The following is a 23,952-nucleotide window of genomic DNA, read 5'->3' as shown; positions in this document are numbered from 1 at the left end:
CACCGGGGTGGCGGGCTATTTGTTCGAGGCCTGGCCGGATGTTTCCGGTTTGTCGGCTAGCACCCAGGACGTGCCGTCGAACCGTGCGACGCGGAGCGAGCGGTAGGCGGCATAGTCCTGCGATGAATTATTGAGCTCCACGCCCGGCAGCATCATCTTGAAACGCTGGCCTTGAAAGCTGCTCGCTTGCTTCACGAGATTTTCGCGGGTCAGCTCGTTGCCGGAGCGCTGCAAGCCATAGGCGATGGCCTGTGCGGTGATGTAACCGGACAAAGCGACGAAATCGCTGGGATTGTCGTTCGGCGCCCATTTCTTGATGAAGGCGACATATTCGATCACTTCAGGGTCATTCGCCCATGCGGGGTCAGCAGCCTGCTTGGTGAACTGGCTGGTATAGACGTCCTTGGCATTGTCGAGCCCTGCGGGGCGCAGAACGGTCTCCACGGAGTTCGACGTGCTGACCAGGAACTGCATTGGTCGCCAGCCGAGTTCGGCCGTCTTGCGCACGGCCTGGGCGACGAATTTCGGCGTGGTGAACTCCATCAGGACGTCAGCGCCGGAATCTTTCAGCTTGATGATCTGTGAATCGATGGTCGGGTCGGTAAGTTCGTGGGTGGCTTCAGCGACGATCTTGGTCGCATCATTGCCGAGCGCGGCTTTCAGGCCGGTCAGGAAGTCCTTGCCGAAATCGTCGTTCTGATAGAGCACGGCAATCCTGGCGCCGGGTTTGGTGCGCAGGATGAAGTTGCCGAAAGTCTTGCCTTCCATCTCGAAGGCCGGATAGAGCGGCACGCTCCAGGGAAAGTTCTTGGGGTCGTTGAAACGCTTGCCGCCGGCCGAAATGAAGACATGCGGGACCTTGTTCTGGTTGAGATATTTCTGGATCGCCACATTTGGCGTGGTGCCGACGGTGCCGACGTCCGCAAAAATGCCGATGTCTTCCACCAGCTTGCGGGTCTGCTCCAGCGCCTTGGGCGGGCTGAAGGCATTGTCCAGCGAGCTGAGGACAATCTTGCGACCATTGATGCCGCCGGTTTCATTCAGCATCTGGAAGTAGCCGGTCATCACCCGGCCATAGCTTGAAAAGGCGGAGGCAGGGCCGCTATAGGCCACGGTCTGCCCCAGTTTGATCTCGGTGTCGGAGACGCCCGGACCGTAATTCTTGTCAGCTGCATGGCTCATCGCAGCGGCGCCAAGCGATAGTGCGATCGTCAGTCCATGCAAGAATGTCGTCTGTCTCATCGTCGTTTCCCCTCAAATGTTTTTGTATGAATCTGCCTGCTTGCTTAGAGCGCCGACGGCAGTGGGTCCGTCGGCGGTGGTTGCGGAATGTGAAATTGCTGGTCGCGCATGAGCGTCTCCCGGAGCTCGGCCTTGCGCACTTTGCCGCTGGCTGTCACCGGCAGCGCATCGATGAAGACGACCTGATCGGGCATCCACCATTTGGGAATTCGTGTCCGCAGGTGATCGAGCAAATCGTCGGAGGTGACGGTGGTACCCGGCTTGCCGACCGCGACCAGCAATGGCCGCTCTTGCCAGCGATCGTGATGCGTTGCGATCACCGCAGCCTGGAAGATCGCGGGATGTTCAAGCACGGCCACCTCGATGGCTTGGCTGCTGATCCATTCACCGCCGGATTTGATGACATCCTTGGAGCGGTCGACGATCTCGATGCTGCCATCCGCATGAATGCGTGCGACATCTCCCGTCGTCAGCCATCCATTCGAAACGGGATGGTCGAGCTTGTAATAGCCCGAGGAAACGCATGGGCCGCGCGCCTCGAGATGCCCGAGCGCGATACCGTCATGCGGTAGCGGTTCGGCGGTGTCGCTCATGATCCTGAGCTCGGTCCCGAAGCCGATCCGGCCCTGGCGCATCTTGCGCGCGAACTGCTCGTCGGCAGCAAGATCGGCGACGCCCGGCGCAGGCGTCGCGCGCACGCCGCCGGCGGCCTCGGTCATGCCCCAGACCTGACCGACCGAGATGCCGCGCCGCTCCAGATTCTCGACCAGCGATCTGGGCGCCTTGGTTCCCGCCACCATGGCTGCGCGAAGCGAGGGCAGGGCCGTGTTTGCCGTATCGAGATGCGCGGCGATGGCGAGCCAGACTGTCGGTACCGCCGCGACCACCGTGACCTCTTCGGACTGGATCAGGTCGCAAAGCCTGTCTGCCTCGAAATTGCGGCCGGGCAGCACCAGTTTCTGACCGTTCATGGGCGCGGTGAATGGCATCATCCAGCCATTGGCATGGAAGAGCGGCGCAACGGGCATCACCGTTTCACGGTGTCCGCCCCGATAGCCGCCGACCATGTCGGCCATGCTCATGAACAGCGAGGCGAGCACGATGGAGCGATGCGAATAGACGATCCCCTTGGGCGCGCCCGTGGTGCCGGACGTGTAGCACATGATGCTGGCGGCGTTCTCGTCCAGGATCGGCCACTGGTGGCCGGGCGGTTGGGAGGAGATCAGTGCTTCGTAGCTGATGACATTACCAAGTGATGTCTGCGGGATGGTTTCGGTCGCGCCCATATAGATCCAGCCACGGATCTGGGGGAGGCGTGGCGCCAGCGATTCCGCCAGTGGCAGCGTCGCCGCATCGATGAAGATCCACGTGTCCTCGGCATGGGTGATGATCTGGACCAGCGTGTCTTCGTGCAGACGCGGATTGAGCGTATGCAGCACATAGCCCTGACCTGGAATGCCATAGAACAGCTCGAAGTGGTGATGCGTGTTCCAGGCCAGCGATCCAATGCGGTCGCCGGGCCCGAGATCGAAGGCGGCCAGCGCCGCAGACAGCCGGCGACACCGATCGAGTGCCTGTCGATAGGAATAGCGATGTATCCCGCCATCGATCATGCGGGACACGACTTCCGTCGCACCATGCGCAATCGCCGCATGGCGAAGCATATCCGTCAGCAGCAACGGCGTATCCATCATCAGGCCACGCATGGTGGCATCCTCCCGCGATTGTCACGTTCTTGATCGCGCGCCCATTGACTGGGTCTGTGTTGACAGAAAGCTTGCAGTCGTCATTGTCGCATCGTCGGCTCTATTCGGCCGCGTTGGCGTATCTTTCGTTGTCCAGTTGAAGAATGAGACGCTGGCGCTCTTCGGCCGCCTTCACGATATTGGCGTGTTTGACATGGCCGTAGCCGCGGATCGTTTCAGGGATAGTTGCGAGCTTGGCCAGCACCGGTAGTTGCGCGGCTTGTAGTATTGCCAGACGCGCCCGCAGCAGAGCCTCGTAATCTTCGATCAGCTGCCGTTCCTGCCGACGCTCGGAGGTGCGGCCGAACGGATCGAACGGGGTGTTGCGCAGGCCCTTCAGGGCGGCGAGCAGACGGAATACCGGCATCATCCATGCGCCATATTCCGATTTGCGCAGATGCCCGGTCGCCTTGTCGCGGCGGGACAGCAGCGGCGGCGCGAGGTTGAAGCTGATCCGGTAATCGCCCTCGAACTGCTCGCCGAGCTTGGCCGCGAATTCACCATCGGTGTAGAGGCGTGCGACCTCATACTCGTCCTTGTAGGCCATCAGCTTGAAGAAGTTCTTCGCCACCGCTTCGGTCAATGCGGTCGAGGATGGAGCAACAGCCGTCTCGGCGCGGCGAGTGGCATCGACGAGGCTGCGATAGCGCTTCGCATAGGCGGCGTTCTGGTACGAGGTCAGGAACGTGACACGCCGGGCGATCGTCTCGTCCAATGTCCGGCTCGGCTCGGCGGCGCGGCCGCGAAACTGAAGCACGCTGCGGATACGCGATGGATCATGCGCCGCGAGCCGGCCCCAGGTGAAGGCCTGCTTGTTCATGGCAATGGCCGCACCGTTGATCTCGATCGCCGACATGATCGCGTCGAGCGGCAGCGGAACGGCACCGCGCTGGAAGGCGAAGCCCAGCATAAAGGCGTTGGTGGCGATGCTGTCGCCCATCAATGCGCTCGCCATGGCGGTGGCATCGATGACGTCGAGATTGCGATCGCCCACGGCGTCGCCAAGGATGCGCTTCATGGTGCCCATCTCGAAATCGAGATCGGGATTGATGACGAAGCTCGCGGTGGGCTGCAGGTCCGCATTGACAATGGCGCGGGTAGCGCCGCGATCGATCCGGCTGAGAGCCGGATGACTGGTCGAGACCACCACGTCGCAGCCGAGAATGAGGTCGGCGCCGCCCGGTGCAATTCGCACTGTCGTGAGTTCGTCCGGCGTGTTGGCGATGCGCACATGGCTCATCACCGCGCCGTTCTTTTGCGCGAGACCGGTGAAGTCCAGCGCCGAGCAGCCTTTGCCTGCCAGATGCGCGGCCATGCCGAGCAGGGCGCCGATGGTGATCACCCCGGTGCCGCCGATCCCGGTGACTAGGATGTTGTAAGGCGCGTCGAGGGGCGCCAGGGCAGGCAGTGGCAAGTCAGCAAAAAGATCGCCAGCTGCCTCTGCAGCCTTCTTCGCGCGCTTCGGTGATCCGCCATGGACAGTCACGAAGCTCGGGCAGAAACCTTCAACACAGGAATAGTCCTTGTTGCAATTCGACTGATCGATCTTGCGCTTGCGGCCGAATTCGGTTTCCAGCGGTTGCACCGACACGCAGTTGGATGTGACCGAGCAATCACCACAGCCCTCGCAGACGAGTTCGTTGATGAAGACGCGCTTCTGCGGATCGGGGTAAAGCCCACGCTTGCGGCGGCGGCGCTTCTCGGCCGCGCAGGTCTGGTCATAGATCAGCACCGTCAGGCCCTTGATGTCGCGCAAGTCACGCTGCACGGCATCGAGGTCGCGGCGATGATGCACCGTTGCGCCGGCTGGAAAATAACCGGCTGGATATTTATCGGGCTCATCGGACACGATGGCGACGCGCTTCGCGCTTTCCGCTGCGACCTGATGGGCGATCTGCGACACGGTCAGGCTGCCTTCGGCCGGCTGGCCGCCGGTCATGGCCACGGCGTCGTTGTAGAGGATCTTGTAGGTGATGCTGATGTTGGCAGCTGCGGCGGCGCGCAGCGCCAGCAATCCGGAATGCGTATAGGTGCCGTCGCCCATGTTCTGGAAGATATGCGGCTCGCTGGTGAAGGGCGCCTGGCCGATCCAGGTCACGCCTTCAGCGCCCATATGGGCCACAGTGGCTGTCCGCCGGCTCGGCACATAGAGCGCCATGCCGTGGCAGCCGATGCCGGCCATCGCGCGGCTGCCTTCGGGCACCTTGGTGGACGAATTATGCGGACAGCCGGAGCAGAAATACGGGGTGCGCTGGGTCGGCGCCGCAGCAGCGACAGGCCGATCGAAGGCTTCGAGCCGGGCCAGCCTTTGTTCGAGTTCCGGGCTGTGGTGGCCCAGCCGCCGCAACCGTGCAACCAGCGCGGCTGCGACCAGCGTGGGAGACAACTCGCCTTCGCTGGGCAGCAACGCCCCACCGGATTCATCGCGCTTGCCCACAATGCTCGGCCGCCGCGCTGCGTCCATGTTGTAGAGAATGCGGACGAGCTGGTCCTCGATGAAGCCGCGTTTCTCCTCGACCACCAGAATATCCTGCAGCCCATCGGCAAACCGCCGGGCGCCGCTTTCCTCGAGTGGCCAGGTCATGGCGATCTTGTAGACGCGCAGTCCGATGTCGCGGGCAACGGGCTCGGTGATACCAAGATCCGCCATCGCCTGGCGCAGATCGAGATAGGCTTTGCCTGCAGCGGCAATACCAAGCCGGGCGGGCTTGCCGTCGATCATCACGCGATCGAGCGCATTGGCGCGGGCAAAGGCGGCCACGGCGGCCATTTTCGGCCCGTGCAGGCGGCGCTCCTGCTCCAGCGGGGCGTCGGGCCACCGAATACCGAGGCCACCGGGTGGCATGTCGAAATCCGATGGTGTCACGATCTCGAGCCGGGTCGGATCGCTGACGATCGACGCAGAACTTTCCACGGTCTCCGAGATCGCCTTGAAACCGACCCAGCAGCCCGAATAGCGCGACAAGGCAAAGCCGTAGAGGCCGAGGTCGAGATAGTCCTGAATGGTCGCAGGATTGATGATCGGCATCAGGGCGGCGGCAAAGACCTGTTCGCTCTGATGCGCCAGCGTCGAGGATTGGCAACCATGATCGTCGCCAGCCAGCGCGAGCACGCCGCCGTGGCGCGATGTGCCCGCCGAATTGGCGTGTTTGAGCGCGTCCACCGAGCGGTCGACGCCGGGGCCCTTGCCGTACCAGATGCCGAATACGCCATCGACCTTGGCGCCGGGAAACAGGCCGACCTGCTGCGTGCCCCACACCGCGGTGGCGGCGAGATCCTCGTTCAGCCCCGGCGCGAATTCGATATCGTGCTGCTTGAGGAAGGTCTTCGCGCGCCACAGCGCATTGTCGTACATGCCGAGCGGCGACCCGCGATAGCCCGAAATGAAGCCGCCCGTGTTCAGGCCTGCATTCCGGTCGCGCTCGCGTTGGAGCATCGGCAGACGGACAAGCGCCTGCGTTCCGGACAGGTAGATCCGCTTCGCTTCGAGCTGGTATTTATCGTCGAGATCGACCTGCATCAGGCTCATCGAGGCTGTCCAATCGCTTCACAAAAACAGGCACGTCATCGGCAGGGGGCTGACCGTCCCTCGACCTTGTCGAGGGCGATACCGTCGATCCCAGCGAAAGCGACGCCGGGCACTGAAATATCCGTCGAGAAGTTCATTGGATCGGCGTGCCCGCAAATGACATCCGAGAAGCGCCATTCCACCGTGGTCACCACTTCGTTGCCAGCCAGCACAGCGATGCGGATCGGATGGTCGCTACCGATGCCCCGGGCGGTCTGATATCCGTCGGCGACGCAGTAAAGCTCGACCCTGAGAGTATCTGCATGGATCAGTTGCACCGATAGTTCGATGTCGAAGAATCCAAATGCCGGATCGTCGCGAGAGCCCGCTGCATAGAAGTAGAATGCACCGATCTTGCCGTGCCGGCAGGAACCGAACTTGGCATCGCGCGGGACCTGCGGATCAGGGCGCCCTGGCGTGCGAGGCGGTAGCGGTCCAAGCGAGCAGGATTGCCGGTATGAATAACAAACGCCCAAGTGTCTCTCCCGTCAGTCACCCCAACTGTTGGCGTTGGTGGCTTGGTGGTTCAGCTTTGAAGCTGTCGCTGCAACAACTGTTCAGTGGCGGCGATGAATGCGGCAGGGCTCGACGCCAGCGCAGCTTCCGCGAATGCGGAGGGGCGATCCTGCTTGATCGTAAAGGGATAATCCGAGCCGACCACGATTCGGTCGATGCCGACCTGGTCTGCGAGGAAGCGCAACGCGCGCGGATCGTAGAGTATGGTGTCGTAGAAGAAGCTGCGCGCCATGGCATGCGGATCGCGCGCAAACAGGCTCTGCAAAGGTGGTCCGAGCGATACCGCATGCTGCATGCGCGGCAATAACCACGGAAGTGCACCGCCGCCATGGCTGAGCAGGATGCGCAGTTTGGGGAAGCGCTCGGTTACTCCGTGCGTGAGCAGTGATGTAGCAGCGAGTGCGGTCTCGAGCGGGAAGGCGGCGACCGCTGCAAGTTCAGGGCGGCCTGCCATCCGATCCATCCCGGCCGGATGCAACGGATGGATCATCACGCACAGATCGGCTGCCTCAGCAGCCGCGTAGAACTCGTCCAGCGCTGCCGCACCAAGCGCCGTGCCGTTGATATGCGTGCCGATCTCGACGCCGCAAAGCCCGAGCGCCTTCACGTCATCAAGACGCCGCGCTGCGCGTGCGACGTCCTGCATGGGCACCATGCCGATCCCGGCGAATTGATCCGGTCGTGCAGCGCACAATGCAGCAATTTCGCGATTGATATGCATCGCGAGAATATCGGCGTCGCCCGCAGGGAACCAATGCGACAGCAGTTCCGGCATCGGTGACACCACCTGGATGTCGATGCCGTCGTCCGCCATGTCATTCAAGCGGCGTTCGCCACTCCAACTGCGATCATCGATGATCCGGAAGACCTTCCCATCAACGATCACCGCACTGCTATCGCTTTTATGAAGGATCGACGGCCACAGAGGATTGCGGCCTTCCGCCTGCGGGATCGCCTTCGGCACAAAGTGCGTATGAACGTCCACCCTCGTGGTCACGCGCTGCTCCCCGATCTCTTGTTTAGTGCTGCACTGCAAGAGTTATGGCAGCGGCACTTTATCGCTTTACAAGCAGGTTGGACTGTTTCTAAGATTGATGCAATCGAAGATTTGCAAAAACTCATTGCGACGTTCAGGTGCCGATCGTCGCAGGCAGCGACAACTAACAAAACAAGAAAACGAAAAGCAAAAAGCAAAAATGCCGCGACGAGTGTCGCAAGGGAGGATATGTGCCGGCAGCAGAGATCGGTCGCATTGTGATTGCAGGCGCGGGCCAGGCAGGTGGCCGTGCAGCCGAAGCGTTGCGTGCCAACGGCTATCAAGGCGCGATCACGATGATCGGTGAAGAGGCGCATCCCCCTTACGAGCGACCGCAGCTTTCAAAGCAGATGCTGACCAAGTCTGGATATGAGGTTGTTTATCTCAAGCCGATCGATCAGTGGAGCGGAGCGCTCGATATCGATATTGTCACCGGGACAGCCGTTGTCGCCTGCAACTCCGAGCGGCAGACAGTTTCGACGTCGCGCGGCGATAAGATCTCGTATGACCGCTTGCTAATCGCCACTGGCACGCAACCGCGCCGGATCGACGGAATTGAACGGACGTCGGCGCGAATCCAGTATCTCCGCAGCATCGAGGATGCGCTGCAGTTGCGGAAATCGTTGGAGGCGGGCGCGCGCGTCGTGGTGCTGGGTGGTGGCGTCATCGGTCTTGAGGCTGCGGCTGCTGCCGCGACGCTGAATTGCAGTGTAGTTGTGGTTGAAGCCGGACCGCGGCTGCTGGGGCGCGCATTCCCGAAGGTCATCAGCGATTTTGTCGAAGCCCGCCACCGTGCCCATGGCGTCGATTTTGTCTTCGATACGACTGTTGTCGAGGGGACAACGCAAGGTGTCCGCTTCAGCAACGGGCGAGAGGTCGCGGCCGACGTCTTGCTGGTCGGAATCGGTGTCGATCCGATCGCATCTGTCGCGCAGAGTGTCGGTCTCGACGCCAGGGCTGGCATCGAAGTCGATCCATTCGGCAAGACAGCGATCGATAATATTTTCAGCGCGGGCGATGTCGCGCTGCAATGGAGCGCGTGTCATGGCCGAAATCTTCGGGTCGAGACCTGGGCCAATGCGCAGAACCAAGCGGCCTGCGTGGCTGCCAACATGATTGGCATCCAACGGCCATATGCCGACCCCGCCTGGTTTTGGTCCGATCAGTATGACCTGAACATTCAGGTGGTCGGTGATCCCGTGGCCGATGACGTGATCGTGCGCGGTGACATGGCTAGCGGCAGGTTTTCGGTGATCGCATTGCGCGACGGCATGGTGGCAGGCGCGGTCGCGATCAATTCTGCCAAAGACATGGCGATGCTGCGGCGGCTTGCAGGAAAGGCGACGTCTGCGGCCCCGGCCGACTTCGAGTCGCCTGCCTTTGATTTGCGAAAAGCGCTTAAAAACTAAAAACGGCGAGGAAACGAGATGAACGCATTCACAAAGATGAATACGGCGCTCCAGATCGATGAGGCGCAGAAGATCTTCAAGGTGTCGCGTCAGGCGTTCACCGATCCGACGATCCTGGAAGCTGAGCGCAGCAACATTTTCGACAAATGCTGGCTTTATCTGGGCCATAGCTCGGAGCTCGAGAAGCCCGGCGATTTCGTCACCCGCTCGGTCGGCGGTCGTAACATCCTGTTCGCCCGTGACGGACAGGGCGAGCTGAAGGCGATGCTCAATACCTGCCCGCATCGCGGAGCGCAGGTGTGCCGCGAGAAGCATGGTCGCGCAAAATCGTTCCAGTGTTTCTATCATGGCTGGGTGTTCGGTCTCGACGGCACGCTGCGCAGCCAGCCGGGCGAGGAATCTTATGCAGAAGACTTCAAGTCGCGCAGCACGTCCAACATGCAGCAGGTTCCGCGTTTCGAAAGCTATCGCGGCCTCAATTTCATCTGCTTCGACGCCAAGGTCGAGAGCCTGACCGACTATCTCGGGCCGGTGCTGGAATATCTCGACGTGATCTGCGATCAGGCCGAAGAGGGCATGACGATCGTCGGCGGCACGCAGGAATATTCCATGCGCGCGAACTGGAAGCTGCTGACCGAGAACAGCATCGACGGCTATCACGCGCTGACGACGCATGCGACCTATCTCGACTATCTCAAAGCCACCAATGGCAGTCTGGCGCCCGTCGCCTTCGCCGGTACGGCTTACGATCTCGGCAGGGGTCATGCCGTGCTTGAATACAAGGCGCCCTGGGGCCGTCCGGTGGCCCAGTGGATCCCGTCATGGGGCGAGGACGGCAAACGTGAGCTCGACCGGCTCTATGCACGCCTGCTCGAACGCTTCGGCAAGGAGCGCGCCGATCGCATCGCCACCTATAACCGCAACCTGTTCATCTTCCCCAATCTGGTCATCAACGACATCATGGCGGTGACGGTGCGCACCTATTACCCGACTGCACCAGACCATATGACCATCAGTGCCTGGGCGCTTGCACCGAAGGAAGAAACCGACTGGGCGCGCAAATATCGCTTGTTCAACTTTCTCGAATTCCTCGGTCCCGGCGGCTTTGCCACCCCCGATGACGTCGAGGCGCTCGAACAATGTCAGCGCGGCTTCCGCAATGCGGGTGAGGCGCAATGGAACGACATTTCAAAGGGCATGGGCAAGGAGAGCCCGTCTTACGATGACGAGGCGCAGATGCGGGCATTCTGGTCAAACTGGAACGAACGCGTGTTTCAGGTGCCGGCATGAGTGACGGGGAGGTGGTCATGATGCAGACATTCGTGCGCGCCGATATCGAAGACTTCCTGTTCGCTGAGGCCGAACTGCTCGACGAATGGCGGTTGCCGGAATGGCTGGAGCTGTTCACCGACGATGCCATCTATTACGTGCCGGCGACGGACCTCGCCGTCGATGCATCGCCCGACAATAACCTGTTTTACGTGGCTGACGATCGTTTCCGGCTCAGCGAGCGCGTCAAGCGGTTGATGAAGCGCACGGCGCATGCGGAATTTCCGCATTCGCGGACCCGGCATCTGGTCAGCAATGTCCGGATCAGGCGCCAGATCGGAAGCGACGTCGAAGTCGCGTCTGCCTTCATCACGTACCGGACCAAGGACGCGGTCACCGACACCTATTTTGGCAGCAACCGCTATCTGCTCACCCCGCATCAGGGCTCGTTCCGTATCAAGGAAAAGCGCTGCCTGCTGGATAGCGAGGGTCTGCGCGCTCAGGGCCGCGTCAGCATCATTCTGTGAGAGCAAGTCAATGACCGGGAAATTGAAAGGTAATGTTGCAATCGTGACCGGTGCCGCCCGTGGTATCGGCTATGCGATTGCCGAGCGGCTCGCCGTGGACGGAGCGACACTCGTGATTGCGGATCTCGACGAAGCTGAGCTTGGTCGCGCTGCGGCGCGGCTTGGCCGGGAGTTCGATGTCGAGGTTGCCAGCCAGGCAGGCGATCTGTCGGACCAGGAGGTGGCGAAAGCGACGATCGATCTCGCGACCTCCCGTTTCGGGCGGCTCGACGTGCTCGTTAACAATGCCGGCGGTGGGATTATCAAGGCATTCAGCGAGCATACGCCCGAGACTTTGAAAGCCACCATCGATCGCAATCTGTGGACGGTTTTATGGTGTTCCTGGTATGCGATCCGGCCGATGCGGGCGCAGTCCTATGGACGCATTATCAATCTCGGCGCGGACTCGGTACGCAATGGGCTGTGGGATCATGCGGCCTATAACGCGGCCAAAGGCGGCGTCCATGGCCTGACAACGGGCATGGCACGTGAATTCGCGCGCGAGGGAATCACGGTCAATACGGTGGCGCCCTGCGCGGTGAATACGCCGCAGATGGTCGCCATCACCGAGCAGCAACCGGCGCTGGCAGCTAAGTTCGTGAGCGTCATTCCCATGGGGCGTCCCGCCGAAATGGCGGAGGTCGCTTCCATGGTCAGTTATCTTGCATCCGCCGAAGCGTCGTTCGTGACCGGTCAGGTCATCAGCGTCAATGGCGGCAGCACGATGCTCTAGGACGGCGGAATGGCAGAAACGATAAAGCTTTGTCCCGTGGATGATGTGGTCGATGGCGAGATCAGGAAGGCGGCCTTGCCCGACGGATCCTTCGTCGCGCTCTACCGGGTCGATGGAACGATCTACGCGACCGCGGATAAATGCACGCACGGCGAAGTGTCGCTGTCGGACGAAGGCATCATCACAGGCACGACGGTAGAATGTACCTTCCATTTCGGCACGTTCGACGTCACGACGGGCGAACCTACCGGTATGCCTTGCGAAGTTGCTTTGAAGACATATCCCGTCACGCTCGTGGACGGGCAGGTTTGCATCGAGGTCTAGGATGAACGAACAGGCCAAACGGACGTCATCAGTAAAATCGGCGAGGCGCGCGCCGGTGGTGCGCAGGCGCACCCAGGCCGAACGCAGCGAGGAGACGCGGACACGCATCCTGAAAGCAGCGTCGGCATTGATCCGCCAGCGTGGCTATGCGCGGTTTCGCACGGCCGAAGTTGCCGAGCAGGCAGGTCTTTCACGAGGCGCGCAACTGCACCATTTCCCGACCAAGGACACGCTGGTCGTCGCCACACTCGAATTCGTGTTCGACCAGGCCCAGGCGGTCAGTCGCAAGCGTGCATCGTCCGTCGATCGCCCGCGCGACCTGATCGAAGCTGTAATCGAGGATGCGCGCGAATTCTTCTTCAGCGAACATTTCATGGTGGCCATCGACATCGTGCTGTCGACTTCGACCAACAAATCGGTGCGCAAGCAGATTCTTGAAATCTCGCGCAAGGCGCGGCGTCCGGTGGAGACGGCCTGGACCGAGGCTCTGGCGGCCAGCGGTGTGTCCGGGCCGCTCGCGTCGGACATCGTGGCGCTGACCCTCAGCCTGGTGCGCGGCATGGCGTTGCGGACACTGTGGGACAACGATCCGAAATGGTTCGATGAGCTGTTCTCGCTCTGGCGCAAGATGATCAAGGTGTTCCTCGCCGACCGCCAGCCATCGTCGCGATCACGATAGTACGGAGCAGGGTGCGATGCCGCAGATGTCGAAGATGCTCATCACATCGATCTGCTATGTGCGGCTGGCGGTGCCGGAACTGCCGGCAGCTGCTCGGTTCGCCGGAGAAATGTTTGGCCTGCAGAGCGTCGGTAACGGGGAGGGCGAGATTGCCTTTCGATCCGACGATCGGTTCCGCACCGTCAGCTTTTCAAGCGATGCGCGCGAGGGCGCCAGCATTGGCGTCGAGGTCTGGAGCGAGGAGGCCCTGAACGAGATCGAGCAGGCACTGCGCAAGCGGGATTTCGTCGTCGCGCGGGCGACACCTGAGGCTTGCCGTACGCGATACGTACGGATGGCGCTGCTGGCTCAGGATGGATCCGGCAATGCGATCGATCTGGTGCTTCGCCCAGCCCAGAGCGGGCGTCGCTATTTTCCGAGCCGCGATGCCGGCATCACAACGCTTCACAATATCGGCCTGCGATCGACAGAGCCCGCGCGGGATTGCGAGTTCTGGGCAACGGTCGGCGCGCAGGTCCGCGACTGGGTCGGCGACATCGCCTATCTGCAGATCGACGACTATCACCACCGGTTGGCGCTCTATCCCTCCGATCGCAATGGCCTGCTCTATGCGGCGTTCGAGGTCGAGTCCCTCGATAACGTGATGCAGAACAGCTATTTCATGCAGGAAAGCCAGGTGCGGATCGTGCAGGGACCGGGCCGCGAGCCGGTGTCGGAGCAGATGTTCCTTCACGTCGAAGGCCCTGCTGGAATCATCTTTTCCTATGTGAGCGGAATGGCCCAGCCCGGCGCGATGCGCCGACCGGCCCGCCAGTTTCCGCTCGCTCTCGAGTCGCTCTGTAGTTGGGGAAGCGAAAGCAAGGACGTCAGCGAACTGCGCGCGACGTGACGATGCGTTGAACCCGGAGAAAGCGAATGATCAATCTGAAAGATGTCAGCTATGTCAGGCTTGGTTCGCCGGACATGGAGTCGGCCGAGACTTTTGCCACCAGCTGCCTCGGGCTGCAAGTCGCCGAGCGCGGCAAGAAGGCGCTCTATCTGCGGTCGGATGAGCGCTCTCATACGCTCTGCTACACGGAAGGCGATCCCGCCAGTCAGACCGTTGGCTTCGAGGTCGAGGATGAGGCAAGCCTGCAGGAGGCCGCGGCGACGCTCGAAAGGCTGGGCCACGCTGTGCATGCTGGCTCTGTCGAGGAGGCCGAGCAGCGCAAGGTGCGCAATTTTATCGGCTTTCGCGATCCAACCGGTAATCACATCGAGCTGGTGGTGCGGCCAGAGCGCAGTGGCCGCCGCTATTTCGCCACCCGTGATGCGGGGATCACCGGCTTTAGCCATATCGGACTGAACTCGACCGATCCTGCACGGGACGAACATTTCTGGACCCAGGTCTGCAATGCGCGGGTCAGTGACCGGATCGGCGATATCCCGCTGATGCGCGTCAACGCCGTCCATCACACCATTGCGCTCGTCCGTGCGCCAAAGGCCGGCATCCAGCACGTCAATCATCAGGTGCAGAGCAGCGACGACGTGCTGCGCTCGTATTATTTCCTTAGCGAGCGCCGGGTCCCGATCGTTTTCGGCCCCGGACGTCATCCGACCTCGGGTGCGCGCTTCCTTTATTTCAAAGGCCCCGACGGCATGGTGTTCGAATATTCCGTCGGCGTGGAAGAGATCGAGGATGAGGCAACGCATCAGCCGCGCCAGTTCGGCTTTGAGCCGTCGAGCTTCTGCATGTGGGGTGCCAAGCCGGCCGGAATGCCGCTGCCCAGCAAATGACCTCGACCTGACACGATCACTGGAAACCGCGCGGCATCATGCACGCGCGGAGCAATGAGTGCGAGGAAACATGGATTTTGGATTGCGCGGTCGCAAGGCGGTCGTTTGTGCGGCGAGCCAGGGGCTCGGAAAAAGCTGCGCCATGGCACTGGCCCATGAAGGCGTCGATCTCGTCATCGTCGCCCGTCGCGAGGCCGTGCTGCAGCAGGCAGCGGATGATATCGCAGCTACGACCGGGACGAAACCGCGCATCGTTGCTGCGGATGTCACGACGGCCGAAGGGCGCCGGGCTATCCTGCAGGCGTGTCCGGATCCGGATATCCTGATCAACAATGCTGGCGGCCCGCCCGCTGGCGACTTCCGCAATTGGGAGCGCGAGGACTGGATCAAAGCGCTGGACTCCAACATGCTGGCGCCGATCGAACTGATGAAGGCCACCATCGATGGCATGATCGCGCGCCGTTTCGGCCGCATTGTGAACATCACCTCGCATGCGGTGAAGGCGCCTGTCGGCATGCTCGGACTCTCCAACGGTGCCCGTTCCGGTCTGACAGGTTTCGTGGCCGGCCTGGCGCGCAGCACGGCCTCGCACAATGTTACCATCAACAATCTTCTGCCGGGCACTTTTGATACAGACCGGCTAAAGACCAACCTGCAGGCGCTGGCCAACAGCACGAAGCGTCCCGTGGATCACGTGACCAGCGAGATCATCGCAGCAAATCCCACAAAGCGTTTCGGTCACCCCGACGAATTCGGCTCGACCTGCGCCTTTCTATGCTCGGCGCAGGCCGCCTATATGACAGGTCAGAATATCCTGATTGATGGCGGTGCCTATCCGGGAACGTTCTGACATGGCACCCGAATCCGTATGGCGCAGCAGGCCTCGAATGAGCAATCGACATTGGCGCGCGGTCGCCTGCGTCGTGGCTGGCTTGCTACCGGCCGCAGCAGCGGCAGAGACAGTGCGTATCGGCCTGATGAACGATCAATCCAGCCTTTATGCCGACGCAGCGGGGCCGGGCTCGGTCGAGGCCGCGAAGCTCGCCATCATCGACTTCCAAAGCAAACATCCTGGATGGACCGTCGATCTGAAGATCGCTGACCACCAGAACCGGCCCGATATCGGTACGAGTATTGTTCGGAAATGGCTTGAGATCGATAAAGTCGATGCTGTGCTCGATGTTCCCAATTCCGGCGTGGCGTTGGCGGTCTCCGAACTGATGCGCGGAAGCAGAGCGGCATTTTTGGCGTCGAGCCCGGCGACCTCGGATCTCACCGGAACGGCTTGTTCGCCTAACACCATGCAATGGACCTACGATTCCTGGTCTCTGTCGAATGCGATCGGTACCGAGATAGTGAAACGCGGTGGCAAGCGATGGTTTCTCGTTGCCGCTGACTATGCGTTTGGCCTCGCTTTCGAAAAAGATCTAGGTGTCGCCATCAAGCAGGCCAGCGGTGACGTGATCGGAACTGTTCGCCATCCGATAAATACGTCGGACTTCGCGTCATATTTATTGCAGGCCGCATCCGCGGACCCGGACGTCATTGCAGTGGCCAATGCTGGCGGAGATACAACAACGTCGATCAAGCAGTCGGTCGAGTTCGGCTTGCCGAAGCCGAGGCAGACGATGGTTGCGATGTTACTGACAATCAATGATGTGCATGGTCTCGGCCTGGCGTCCGCCAAGAATTTTGTGCTGAGCGAGGCGTTTTATTGGGACACTAACGATGCGACGCGCTCCTGGAGCAGGCGCTTCGCCGCGAAGAACAAAGGTAGAATGCCGACCATGAATCACGCTGGTGTTTATTCACAGTTGCTTGCCTATCTCGAGGCTGTAGAACGGATCAGATCGACAGAAGTCTCTCGCGTCTACGCTGAGATGCGGCGTGCTCCCATCGAAAACACGCTGTTTGGAACAGTGACCATTCGGACGGATGGGCGTGCTACGCACGACATGTATGTCTTTCAGGTCAAAAGTCCCGAAGAATCTGTTGGACCTTATGATTACTACAAACAAATCGCACGTGTTCCGGCAGCGCGCGCCTTTCGTCCGCAGGGTGAGGGAGGCTGTCCGATCCAGTAACGACAATAATCATGCTCTAATCGATGCTGCCGACTAAGCGCAGCATTGTGATGCTGCAGCAAATTCACAGGCAAGAAGCCAGCTCGCAAAATAACTGAGGCCGCCGCCGTAGCGGATCAGCGCTGCTTGCTGCGCGCAAGCGTTGACGGTGTAGCCATGAAGCTAGAATATGTTGCATGCGAAGCTTGTTTCAGCTGGTTTGAGCCGTAAGAAGCGAATTCGGGATGACCGCCCTTGGCGCAATGGGGGCGTCGCTGAATCTGGATGGTATTAGTGTTGAGAGTTGCACGCGAAGGCGAGTTGGTTGTTGCGATCCGAATCCTATGACACCATCCAAAGCAAAGTTCTCTATCGTCACGGATTTTTATGCCGCTTCGGAAGCATCCTTGGGAAGATTTGTCGGATGAGGAGTTGCTCAAGCAACGCTTCAGCAGTTTGAGGGTGACGATCGCAGGCACCTGGCTCGAGGATTGTATCAGCGCTCTGTATGAGGAGCTCGGGGATCGCGGCATTCTGCTTCGGCCGCATATGTGGATTTCGAGCGAATGGTTCAGTCCGGCGCATGTGCCAGGCGTTGCTATCCCGTTCTATCTCGCTCATCCGCGCCTGATCAAGCTTGAGAAGAAGATGATGTTCGAGGCCGAGGGCAGCACCCGGTCGGAGTGCATGGCTATTCTTCGTCACGAGACGGGCCACGCCGTGCAGCATGCATACCAGTTGCAACGTCGCCGTCGTTGGCAACAACTGTTCGGCCTGTCGTCCAAGCGCTATCCACTTTACTATCGGCCAAATCCCGCCAGCCGGCGTTACGTTCAGCACCTACGGCGCTGGTATGCACAGAGTCATCCGGACGAGGATTTTGCGGAGACCTTTGCGGTGTGGCTGCGACCGCGGTCGAACTGGCGAGCCCGCTATGCCGGCTGGCCGGCGCTGAAGAAGCTTGAATATGTCGATGAGCTGATGAGCGAGATCGCCGGCGCAAAGCAGCTGGTCACCACACGCGAGCGTGTCGATGCTCTGTCCAAGCTGCGCCAAACGCTCAGCGAACACTATCAGACTAAACAGGCGTTCTATGCTTTCACGCCGCAGACAACCTACGATCGCGACCTCAATCGTCTTTTCTCAGCCGATCCTCGGCATCAACGCGCGCAGCCGGCGGCGTCCTTCATCAGGCGGCATCGAGCGCAGGTCAGGCAGATGGTTGCGCGATGGACGGGCGAGAACCAGCTCACACTCGATGCCGTTTTAGACGACATGATCTCACGGTGTCGCGAGCTGGATCTACGTGCATCCGGACCCGAACAGCAACTGCTGGTCAATTTCACCATTCTTCTGACGGCCAAGACCATGCACGCGTTGTTTGGTCCGTCCAGGCGCAAATGGATTGCGCTATGAGGCGGCTGCGCGTGCTCGTTCTCATGCATCCCGATTGCGTACCGCCGGACTCAACCGATGGCTACAGCGCACAGGAGATCAATCTCTGGAAGACGGAATTTGACGTCGTCAGCACATTGCGCGCGGCCGGCCATGACGTTCGTCCGCTCGCCGTTCAGGAGGAGATCCGGCCGATCCGCGACGAGGTCGAAAATTTCAAACCCCATGTGGTCTATACGTTGCTGGAAGAATTTCACTACACGACCACGTTCGATCAGCACATCGCGAGCCTGCTCGAGCTGATGCGGATTCCATACACGGGGTGCAATCCGCGCGGCCTGATCCTGGCGCGTGGCAAAGACCTGTCCAAGACGCTGGTGCAGAATCGCCGAATCGCGGTGCCGGCCTTCGGTGTGTTTCCGATGCATCGCAAGGTCAAACGCCCCGCGCGGCTAGCTTTGCCCTTGATCGTCAAGAGTCTCAGCGAAGATGGGTCCAATGGGATTTCGCAGGCCTCAATCGTTGATAGCGACGAGAAACTTGCGGAGCGCGTCGCCTTTGTCCACGAGCGGCTCCAGACAGCCGCGATCGCTGAGCAGTACATTGAGGGACGTGAGCTCTATGTGGCCGTGCTCGGCAATAACCGGCTACGTGCTCTGCCTGTCTGGGAACTGAAGTTTGGTAATCTGGGTGGCCAGGGCGCACGGCGGATCGCGACCGAAAAGGCAAAACACGATACCGACTATCAGGAGCGCGTCGGCATCGTCGATGGGCCAGCTGATGATCTTGCGCCCGAAGTCACCGCTCGCATCCAGCGGACTGCAAAGCGCATCTACCGAACGTTGGGGCTAGATGGGTATGCGCGCATCGACTTTCGTTTGTCTGCAGATGGCACGCCCTACTTCATCGAAGCCAACCCTAATCCAGAGATCGCGAAGAGTCAGGAATTTGCCAAGGCGGCCCTGTATGACGGGATTGATTACACGAGCTTGCTGCAGCGCATTTTGACCTTGGCAATCAGCCGGGCGAAAGCAGGGGCGTCGATCGGCTAGGCGGATCCGAAAATGGCGCCTATCAAGCGGCTTTGTCGATCTCGATGGAAAATATATCCGCTCCTTTCACCGGGAACACCCGTCGAGCGAACGGATGAGATGATCAGGCTTCATCTCAGACAGAATGGATGTCCGCTTATGGAGCTAAGCTGCCGTTGAACATTCCAGATTTAAGCTTTCTGGCTCTTGGGAGCTAGGAGGTGGGCGGGTCGGCATCGGAGCCGACTCCATGCCTGTTTGGAATAAAGGCCAAATTGTTGGTCAGAAACTCCCGCTTAGCCGAAGGAAGTCTGGGGAATAAGGACCAGGTTGGAGGTCGTTTCGAACCTTCGGGATTTGGCTCTTTTTAATCTAGCGATCGATAGTAAGTTTCGCGCTTGCGATCTGACCTACATAAAAGTTAGAGATCTTACGATTTCCGGGATGTTGCGTAATCGAGCGACAATTATTCAGAAGACGGGGCGCCCAGTCCAATTTGAACTCTCGGAGCAGACAAGGGGCAGCTTGGAAAAATGGATCGCCACACAGAAGCTGCTCTCGTCAGATTTTCTATTTCCGAGCCGAAGTTCAGCTAAACCTCATCTATCAGCTCGGCAATACGGCCGGATCGTCGATCGTTGGGTAGCCAGCGTCGGACTGGACCAACGGCGCTACGGAACGCATTCGTTGCGCAGAACGAAAGTATCTCAGATCTACAAGAAAACTGGAAATCTTCGCGCAATTCAATTGCTTCTCGGTCACACGAAACTGGAGAGCACTGTACGTTATCTCGGAATCGAAGTGGATGACGCGCTGGCCATGTCAGAACAAGTTGATCTCTAAGTGAACGGACCAAGGCACATCACATGGTGATGCGTCCTTCTGGCGCAAAGCCGTTATTCAGAGTGACCCGATATCCTTTCCTCGCTTGCCTGGAGCGACGCAGTGGGACCTGTTGGTATCGGAGGCGATCCTTATGCCCGCTTGGAACAAAGATCAGACTATTGACCAGAAACTTCCACTTTAACCGAACGGAAGTGGCTCTCGTTGGACTTTCTGTTGCCAAGCCGTAAGTCAGCTAAACCTCATCTGTCTACGCGACAATAGGGGCGGATCGTCGATCGATGGGTGGTTAATCTGGGGTTGGATCAGAGACGCTACGGCACGCATTCGCTACGCCGAACCAAAGTGTCTCAGATTTATAAAAAGACAGGCAGCCTTCGTACGGTTCAATTGCTCCTTGGTCATACCAAGCTTGAAAGCACCGTTCGGTACCTCGGAATCGAGGTGGGTGACGCATTAGTCATGTCGGAGCAAATAGATCTCTAAGCTAATGAGGCGCATCACATGGTGACGCGCCGTTTTGGCGCAAAGCTGACGTGAGGGATTGCGACGTGGTCCACCCCTCCGTGGGGCCCGCAAGGAAAAAGGGAGCTTCGAATGACTAGAATTGGTATTTCTGCAGGATTGTAGTCTAGATTTGGGGAGCAGTATTCGGTGGCATATACATCCGGAAGAGCCTCACTTCTTCAGCGTTCGGTTGTTGGATGTCGTTTTCCGGCAAGTGGCGGCGCATTTGCGCCTGAGCCTGGCCGGCCCGGCTTCGACCTGCATCGCTCGTTGATGCGGAGAAACATTCACTTCGGATATGCCGTCTGGTCGCACGGCAACTGCGCTTGGGCTGATATTTTGGGTATTTCTGCCTTTTACATGCAGGCTGCCGTTGGGTAGGACTGCGCGTTCGACCTATCTAATGCTTGGCGGCTTCGGCCGCACTTCCTGCGGGAGCAGGCACGTCCTATCATCCAAGGAGTTTTGCCGTGGCCCGCGTCACACTCAAGCGCCGGGACGACCTGCCAGATCACCTCAAGCCCCTGTGGGATCGCATGCTCGTCTACGGTCCGTTCGAGGGGCAGTCGGGCGCCATGGCCAATCGCCTGCCGATCTTCGAACATGCCTGGCGCATGCTGACCGACCTCGCCGACGAGGGCATGCTGAAGAAGCGTTATCTCGAACTCGCGCTGGTGTCGGTGTCGCTGGTCAATAAGGGCAATTTCTGCATCGCGCAGCATACGCCCAAGCTGCAGGTGGACGGCATCACGCCGGACGGCGCCGCCAATCTTCTGAAATGGGAGAACCATACCGAGTTAGATGAGATCGATCGCCTCGTCGTCGAAATATTCGGTGGCGGTGACCAGCAACTGGCATCGCATCCGCGACGCAATGTTCGAACGCCTACGCGAACATTTCAGCGATGGGCAGATCGTCGAACTGACCTGGCGCGTCGCTTTGTGCGGCGCCTTCAACCGCTTCAACGGCGTGCTGCAGGTCGAAGTCGTCGATTGAGCGCTGCGGCCGTGCGCCGGCCCGTCGATGCAAGGAAAAAGGGCCCTGGGGAGATCATCTCCCACGGCCCTTTGCTTCGATCAATCGACCGCGCTTACTCGGCGCTGCTGGTGGTCGTCAGGATCGCGACGTCCTCGCCGCCCTTGATCTCGTACAGCGCGAAATCGCGGCTCTTCAGCATGCCGTTGGGCAGGAAGTCGGCCGACGAACTGGCGCCGTCATAATTGATCGCCTTGCCTTCGCCGATCAGCTTGGCGCCTTCGGCGTAGGTGGTGACGCGTTCGCCGGGGCCGTTGGCGACCTTCATGATGTTGTCGGCGATGGCGCGGCCTTCGGTCGACTTGGCGGCGGTGATGCCGAGCAGCAGCAGGTTGATCTCGTCATAGGCGGCGCAGCCATACGGGAACTGGATCTGGCCGTTCGGCTTCGAGCCGACGAGGCGCAGATAGGCGTCATAGGTGTCTTTGCCGACCGGCGGCACCGGCGAGCCGTGCAGGATGCCGTCCGCTGCTGAACCGACGGCCTTCTTGAAGTCCGGGCCGACGGCGAAGGACAGTGCGAACACCTTGCCGGTGTAGCCGCCGCGGATCAGCTCGCGATACAGCGCAGTCATGTCGGTGACATAACCGGCCAGGAACAGCGCCGGCGCCTTGCTGGAGATCAGCTTCTCGGCTTCGGCGCGATACGACACCTGGGTCGGGTTGTAGTACAGCGGCTCGCCGACGATCTGGCCGCCCACTTTCTGTAGCGCTGCGCTGAACGAGGCGCCCATCGAAGCCGCGAAGTCGTTCTTCGGGCCGGCGAAGGCGATTTTGAGGAAGCCGCGCTTGACGGCGAGATCGGCGAGCGCGACGCACCAGGCTTTGTTAAGCGGCTGCAGGTTGAAGCAGAGGCGCTTCTTGTCGCCGTCCGGCAGATTGTCTGACGAGCCGCTGAACAGCTGCACGACATTGGCTTCCTGGCACAGCGGCTGGATGCCGATGGTTTCCGATGATGCCCAGGTGCCGATGATGGCCGAGACCTGGTCGGCGTCGATCATCTTGCGCGCGGCGCGCACGGCGGCCTCGGGATTGGTCTGCGAGTCCTCGGCGATCAGTTCGATCTTGCGGCCCAGCACGCCGCCATTGGCGTTGACGAGGTCGACGACGGCGCGATGTGCCTTGGCCTTTTCCGGGCCATAGGGCGCACCGCCGCCGGTCAGCGGCGTCAGGCTGCCGATCTTGATCGGTCCGGTCTGCGCCACGCCGTAGCGGAGCAGAGCGGGCGTGGCGAGCGCAATGGTGGAGCCGGTAACGAACAGTCTGCGTGTGAGTTTCATCGATCCATTCCTTACGAGGTGGTGGTGCGGGAGGCGGCTTCTGCTGGCCGCTGAGAGGTTTCGGGCAGGAGCCCTTCCGGCCGGAAGCGGATCATCAGGATCAGGGCGACGCCGATGATGATGAAACGCAATGCGGAGATCTGCTCGGCGTCCAGCATGGTCAGCCAGGGGCCGATGAAGCGGGTGCCTTCATAGATGAAGACGACGGCGAGGGCGCCGAGCACCGAGCCGATCATGTTGCCGGCGCCGCCCACGATCACCGACATCCAGACCAGGATGGCGACCGGCGTGGTGAAATTGTCCGGCGTGATCGTCTGGACGTAATGGGCATAGAGCGATCCGGCGCCGGCCATGATGGCGCTGCCGAGCACGAAGGCCTGCAGGCGGTAGACGAAGATGTTCTTGCCGAGCGTGGAGGGGACGAGATCGTCCTCGCGGATGGCGCGCAGCACGCGGCCGTAGGGCGTCCGTGCGAGCCGCCACATCAGCAGGAAGACGATGATTGCGGCCACCGAGATGACGCCGAGCACGAACCATGCATTGCCCTGGCGGGAGAGGCCGGCGATCACCGGGCGGGTCAGGATGCTGAAGCCGGCAGGGCCCCGGGTCAGCCAGTCTTCATTGTTGAAGACGAGGCGGATGGTCTCCGCAAAGCCGAGCGTGACGATGGCGAGGAAGTCACCGGATAACCGCAAAGACAGCAGCGCGACGAAGGCGCCGCCGATCGAGCCGACGATCATCGCGATCGCGAGGCCCGCGACGAACGGCATGTGGAAGGTCTCGGTGGCAATGCCGCTGGCATAGGCGCCGAGGCCGTAGAAGCCGACGACACCGAAATTGATCAGGCCGGTGAGGCCGAATTGCAGGTTCAAGGCAAGCGCGAGGATCGTGTAGATGCCCGCGACGGTGAGGATGGCGACGAGATAGCTTTCCATG

At 60.5% G+C, this 23,952-nt stretch carries 19 protein-coding genes and 2 pseudogenes; 14 read left to right on the top strand and 7 right to left on the bottom strand.

The annotated features are described in order from the left end of the window. Window positions 1-15: 15 nt before the first annotated feature. The 5 genes from AC1RQ5_RS21225 to AC1RQ5_RS21205 form a co-directional block, all read right to left on the bottom strand. A complete protein-coding gene (locus AC1RQ5_RS21225) occupies window positions 16-1,242 on the bottom strand; it encodes an ABC transporter substrate-binding protein (protein WP_493201571.1) in 1,227 nt (408 codons plus the stop codon). A gap of 44 nt (window positions 1,243-1,286) precedes the next feature. After that, window positions 1,287-2,948: a long-chain-fatty-acid--CoA ligase gene (locus AC1RQ5_RS21220; RefSeq protein ID WP_493201570.1), complete on the bottom strand. Its 1,662-nt coding sequence runs from the start codon at window positions 2,946-2,948 to the stop codon at window positions 1,287-1,289. Window positions 2,949-3,048: 100 nt separating this feature from the next. Further along, a complete protein-coding gene (locus AC1RQ5_RS21215) occupies window positions 3,049-6,516 on the bottom strand; it encodes an indolepyruvate ferredoxin oxidoreductase family protein (RefSeq protein ID WP_493201568.1) in 3,468 nt (1,155 codons plus the stop codon). 35 nt (window positions 6,517-6,551) lie between these two features. Continuing rightward, window positions 6,552-7,031, bottom strand: coding sequence for a hypothetical protein (locus AC1RQ5_RS21210; RefSeq protein WP_493201566.1), 480 nt, complete (start codon window positions 7,029-7,031; stop codon window positions 6,552-6,554). Between the two features lie 50 nt (window positions 7,032-7,081). After that, window positions 7,082-8,068: an amidohydrolase family protein gene (locus tag AC1RQ5_RS21205; RefSeq protein ID WP_493201565.1), complete on the bottom strand. Its 987-nt coding sequence runs from the start codon at window positions 8,066-8,068 to the stop codon at window positions 7,082-7,084. Window positions 8,069-8,298: 230 nt separating this feature from the next. Between AC1RQ5_RS21205 and AC1RQ5_RS21200 the strand changes: the two genes are divergently transcribed. From AC1RQ5_RS21200 to AC1RQ5_RS21135, 14 genes and pseudogenes are all read left to right on the top strand, one after another. Beyond that, window positions 8,299-9,516 carry an NAD(P)/FAD-dependent oxidoreductase gene (locus tag AC1RQ5_RS21200; RefSeq protein WP_493201564.1) on the top strand — a complete coding sequence of 406 codons (1,218 nt, stop codon included), beginning with the start codon at window positions 8,299-8,301 and terminating at the stop codon, window positions 9,514-9,516. An 18-nt stretch (window positions 9,517-9,534) separates the two neighbouring features. Beyond that, complete coding sequence (locus AC1RQ5_RS21195; RefSeq protein WP_493201562.1) at window positions 9,535-10,806, top strand: aromatic ring-hydroxylating oxygenase subunit alpha; 1,272 nt, start codon at window positions 9,535-9,537, stop codon at window positions 10,804-10,806. Between the two features lie 17 nt (window positions 10,807-10,823). Further along, window positions 10,824-11,312, top strand: a complete 489-nt coding sequence (locus AC1RQ5_RS21190) for an aromatic-ring-hydroxylating dioxygenase subunit beta (protein ID WP_398474571.1) — start codon at window positions 10,824-10,826, stop codon at window positions 11,310-11,312. Window positions 11,313-11,322: 10 nt separating this feature from the next. Continuing rightward, entirely contained in the window at window positions 11,323-12,084 is a 762-nt protein-coding gene (locus AC1RQ5_RS21185; RefSeq protein WP_398474569.1) for an SDR family NAD(P)-dependent oxidoreductase, read from the top strand. Between the two features lie 9 nt (window positions 12,085-12,093). Further along, the gene (locus tag AC1RQ5_RS21180) at window positions 12,094-12,408 is read left to right on the top strand and encodes a non-heme iron oxygenase ferredoxin subunit (RefSeq protein ID WP_398474567.1); all 315 of its coding nucleotides are present in this window, start codon (window positions 12,094-12,096) and stop codon (window positions 12,406-12,408) included. Between the two features lies 1 nt (window position 12,409). Further along, complete coding sequence (locus tag AC1RQ5_RS21175; protein WP_493201559.1) at window positions 12,410-13,087, top strand: TetR/AcrR family transcriptional regulator; 678 nt, start codon at window positions 12,410-12,412, stop codon at window positions 13,085-13,087. 25 nt (window positions 13,088-13,112) lie between these two features. Then, complete coding sequence (locus AC1RQ5_RS21170) at window positions 13,113-13,976, top strand: VOC family protein (RefSeq protein ID WP_493201557.1); 864 nt, start codon at window positions 13,113-13,115, stop codon at window positions 13,974-13,976. 26 nt (window positions 13,977-14,002) lie between these two features. Further along, window positions 14,003-14,863, top strand: coding sequence for a VOC family protein (locus AC1RQ5_RS21165; protein ID WP_493201555.1), 861 nt, complete (start codon window positions 14,003-14,005; stop codon window positions 14,861-14,863). Window positions 14,864-14,933: 70 nt separating this feature from the next. Continuing rightward, entirely contained in the window at window positions 14,934-15,713 is a 780-nt protein-coding gene (locus AC1RQ5_RS21160) for an SDR family oxidoreductase (RefSeq protein WP_493201553.1), read from the top strand. A 37-nt stretch (window positions 15,714-15,750) separates the two neighbouring features. After that, complete coding sequence (locus tag AC1RQ5_RS21155) at window positions 15,751-16,947, top strand: ABC transporter substrate-binding protein (protein WP_493201551.1); 1,197 nt, start codon at window positions 15,751-15,753, stop codon at window positions 16,945-16,947. 627 nt (window positions 16,948-17,574) lie between these two features. After that, the gene (locus AC1RQ5_RS21150) at window positions 17,575-18,342 is read left to right on the top strand and encodes a putative zinc-binding metallopeptidase (protein WP_493201549.1); all 768 of its coding nucleotides are present in this window, start codon (window positions 17,575-17,577) and stop codon (window positions 18,340-18,342) included. Continuing rightward, window positions 18,339-19,373, top strand: coding sequence for a D-alanine--D-alanine ligase family protein (locus AC1RQ5_RS21145; protein ID WP_493201547.1), 1,035 nt, complete (start codon window positions 18,339-18,341; stop codon window positions 19,371-19,373). Before AC1RQ5_RS21150 ends, AC1RQ5_RS21145 begins: the two co-directional genes overlap by 4 nt. A gap of 229 nt (window positions 19,374-19,602) precedes the next feature. Further along, window positions 19,603-20,195: pseudogene (locus AC1RQ5_RS21140) on the top strand (tyrosine-type recombinase/integrase). Window positions 20,196-20,402: 207 nt separating this feature from the next. Further along, a pseudogene (locus AC1RQ5_RS21135) lies at window positions 20,403-20,681 on the top strand (tyrosine-type recombinase/integrase); the annotation flags it as partial. Window positions 20,682-21,792: 1,111 nt separating this feature from the next. Here the strand turns inward: AC1RQ5_RS21135 and AC1RQ5_RS21130 are convergent. Together AC1RQ5_RS21130 and AC1RQ5_RS21125 are read right to left on the bottom strand one after the other, a co-directional pair. After that, on the bottom strand, window positions 21,793-23,016 hold the full coding sequence (locus AC1RQ5_RS21130; protein WP_398476805.1) for an ABC transporter substrate-binding protein: 1,224 nt from the start codon (window positions 23,014-23,016) through the stop codon (window positions 21,793-21,795). Window positions 23,017-23,027: 11 nt separating this feature from the next. Continuing rightward, window positions 23,028-23,951 (bottom strand): branched-chain amino acid ABC transporter permease, encoded by a 924-nt coding sequence (locus AC1RQ5_RS21125; RefSeq protein ID WP_493201545.1) that lies wholly within the window; start codon window positions 23,949-23,951, stop codon window positions 23,028-23,030. Between the last annotated feature and the right edge of the window lies 1 nt (window position 23,952).

It is taken from the genome of Tardiphaga sp. GW821-FHT12E02, assembly GCF_058807155.1.
This window is presented reverse-complemented; position numbering and strand designations above follow the sequence as displayed.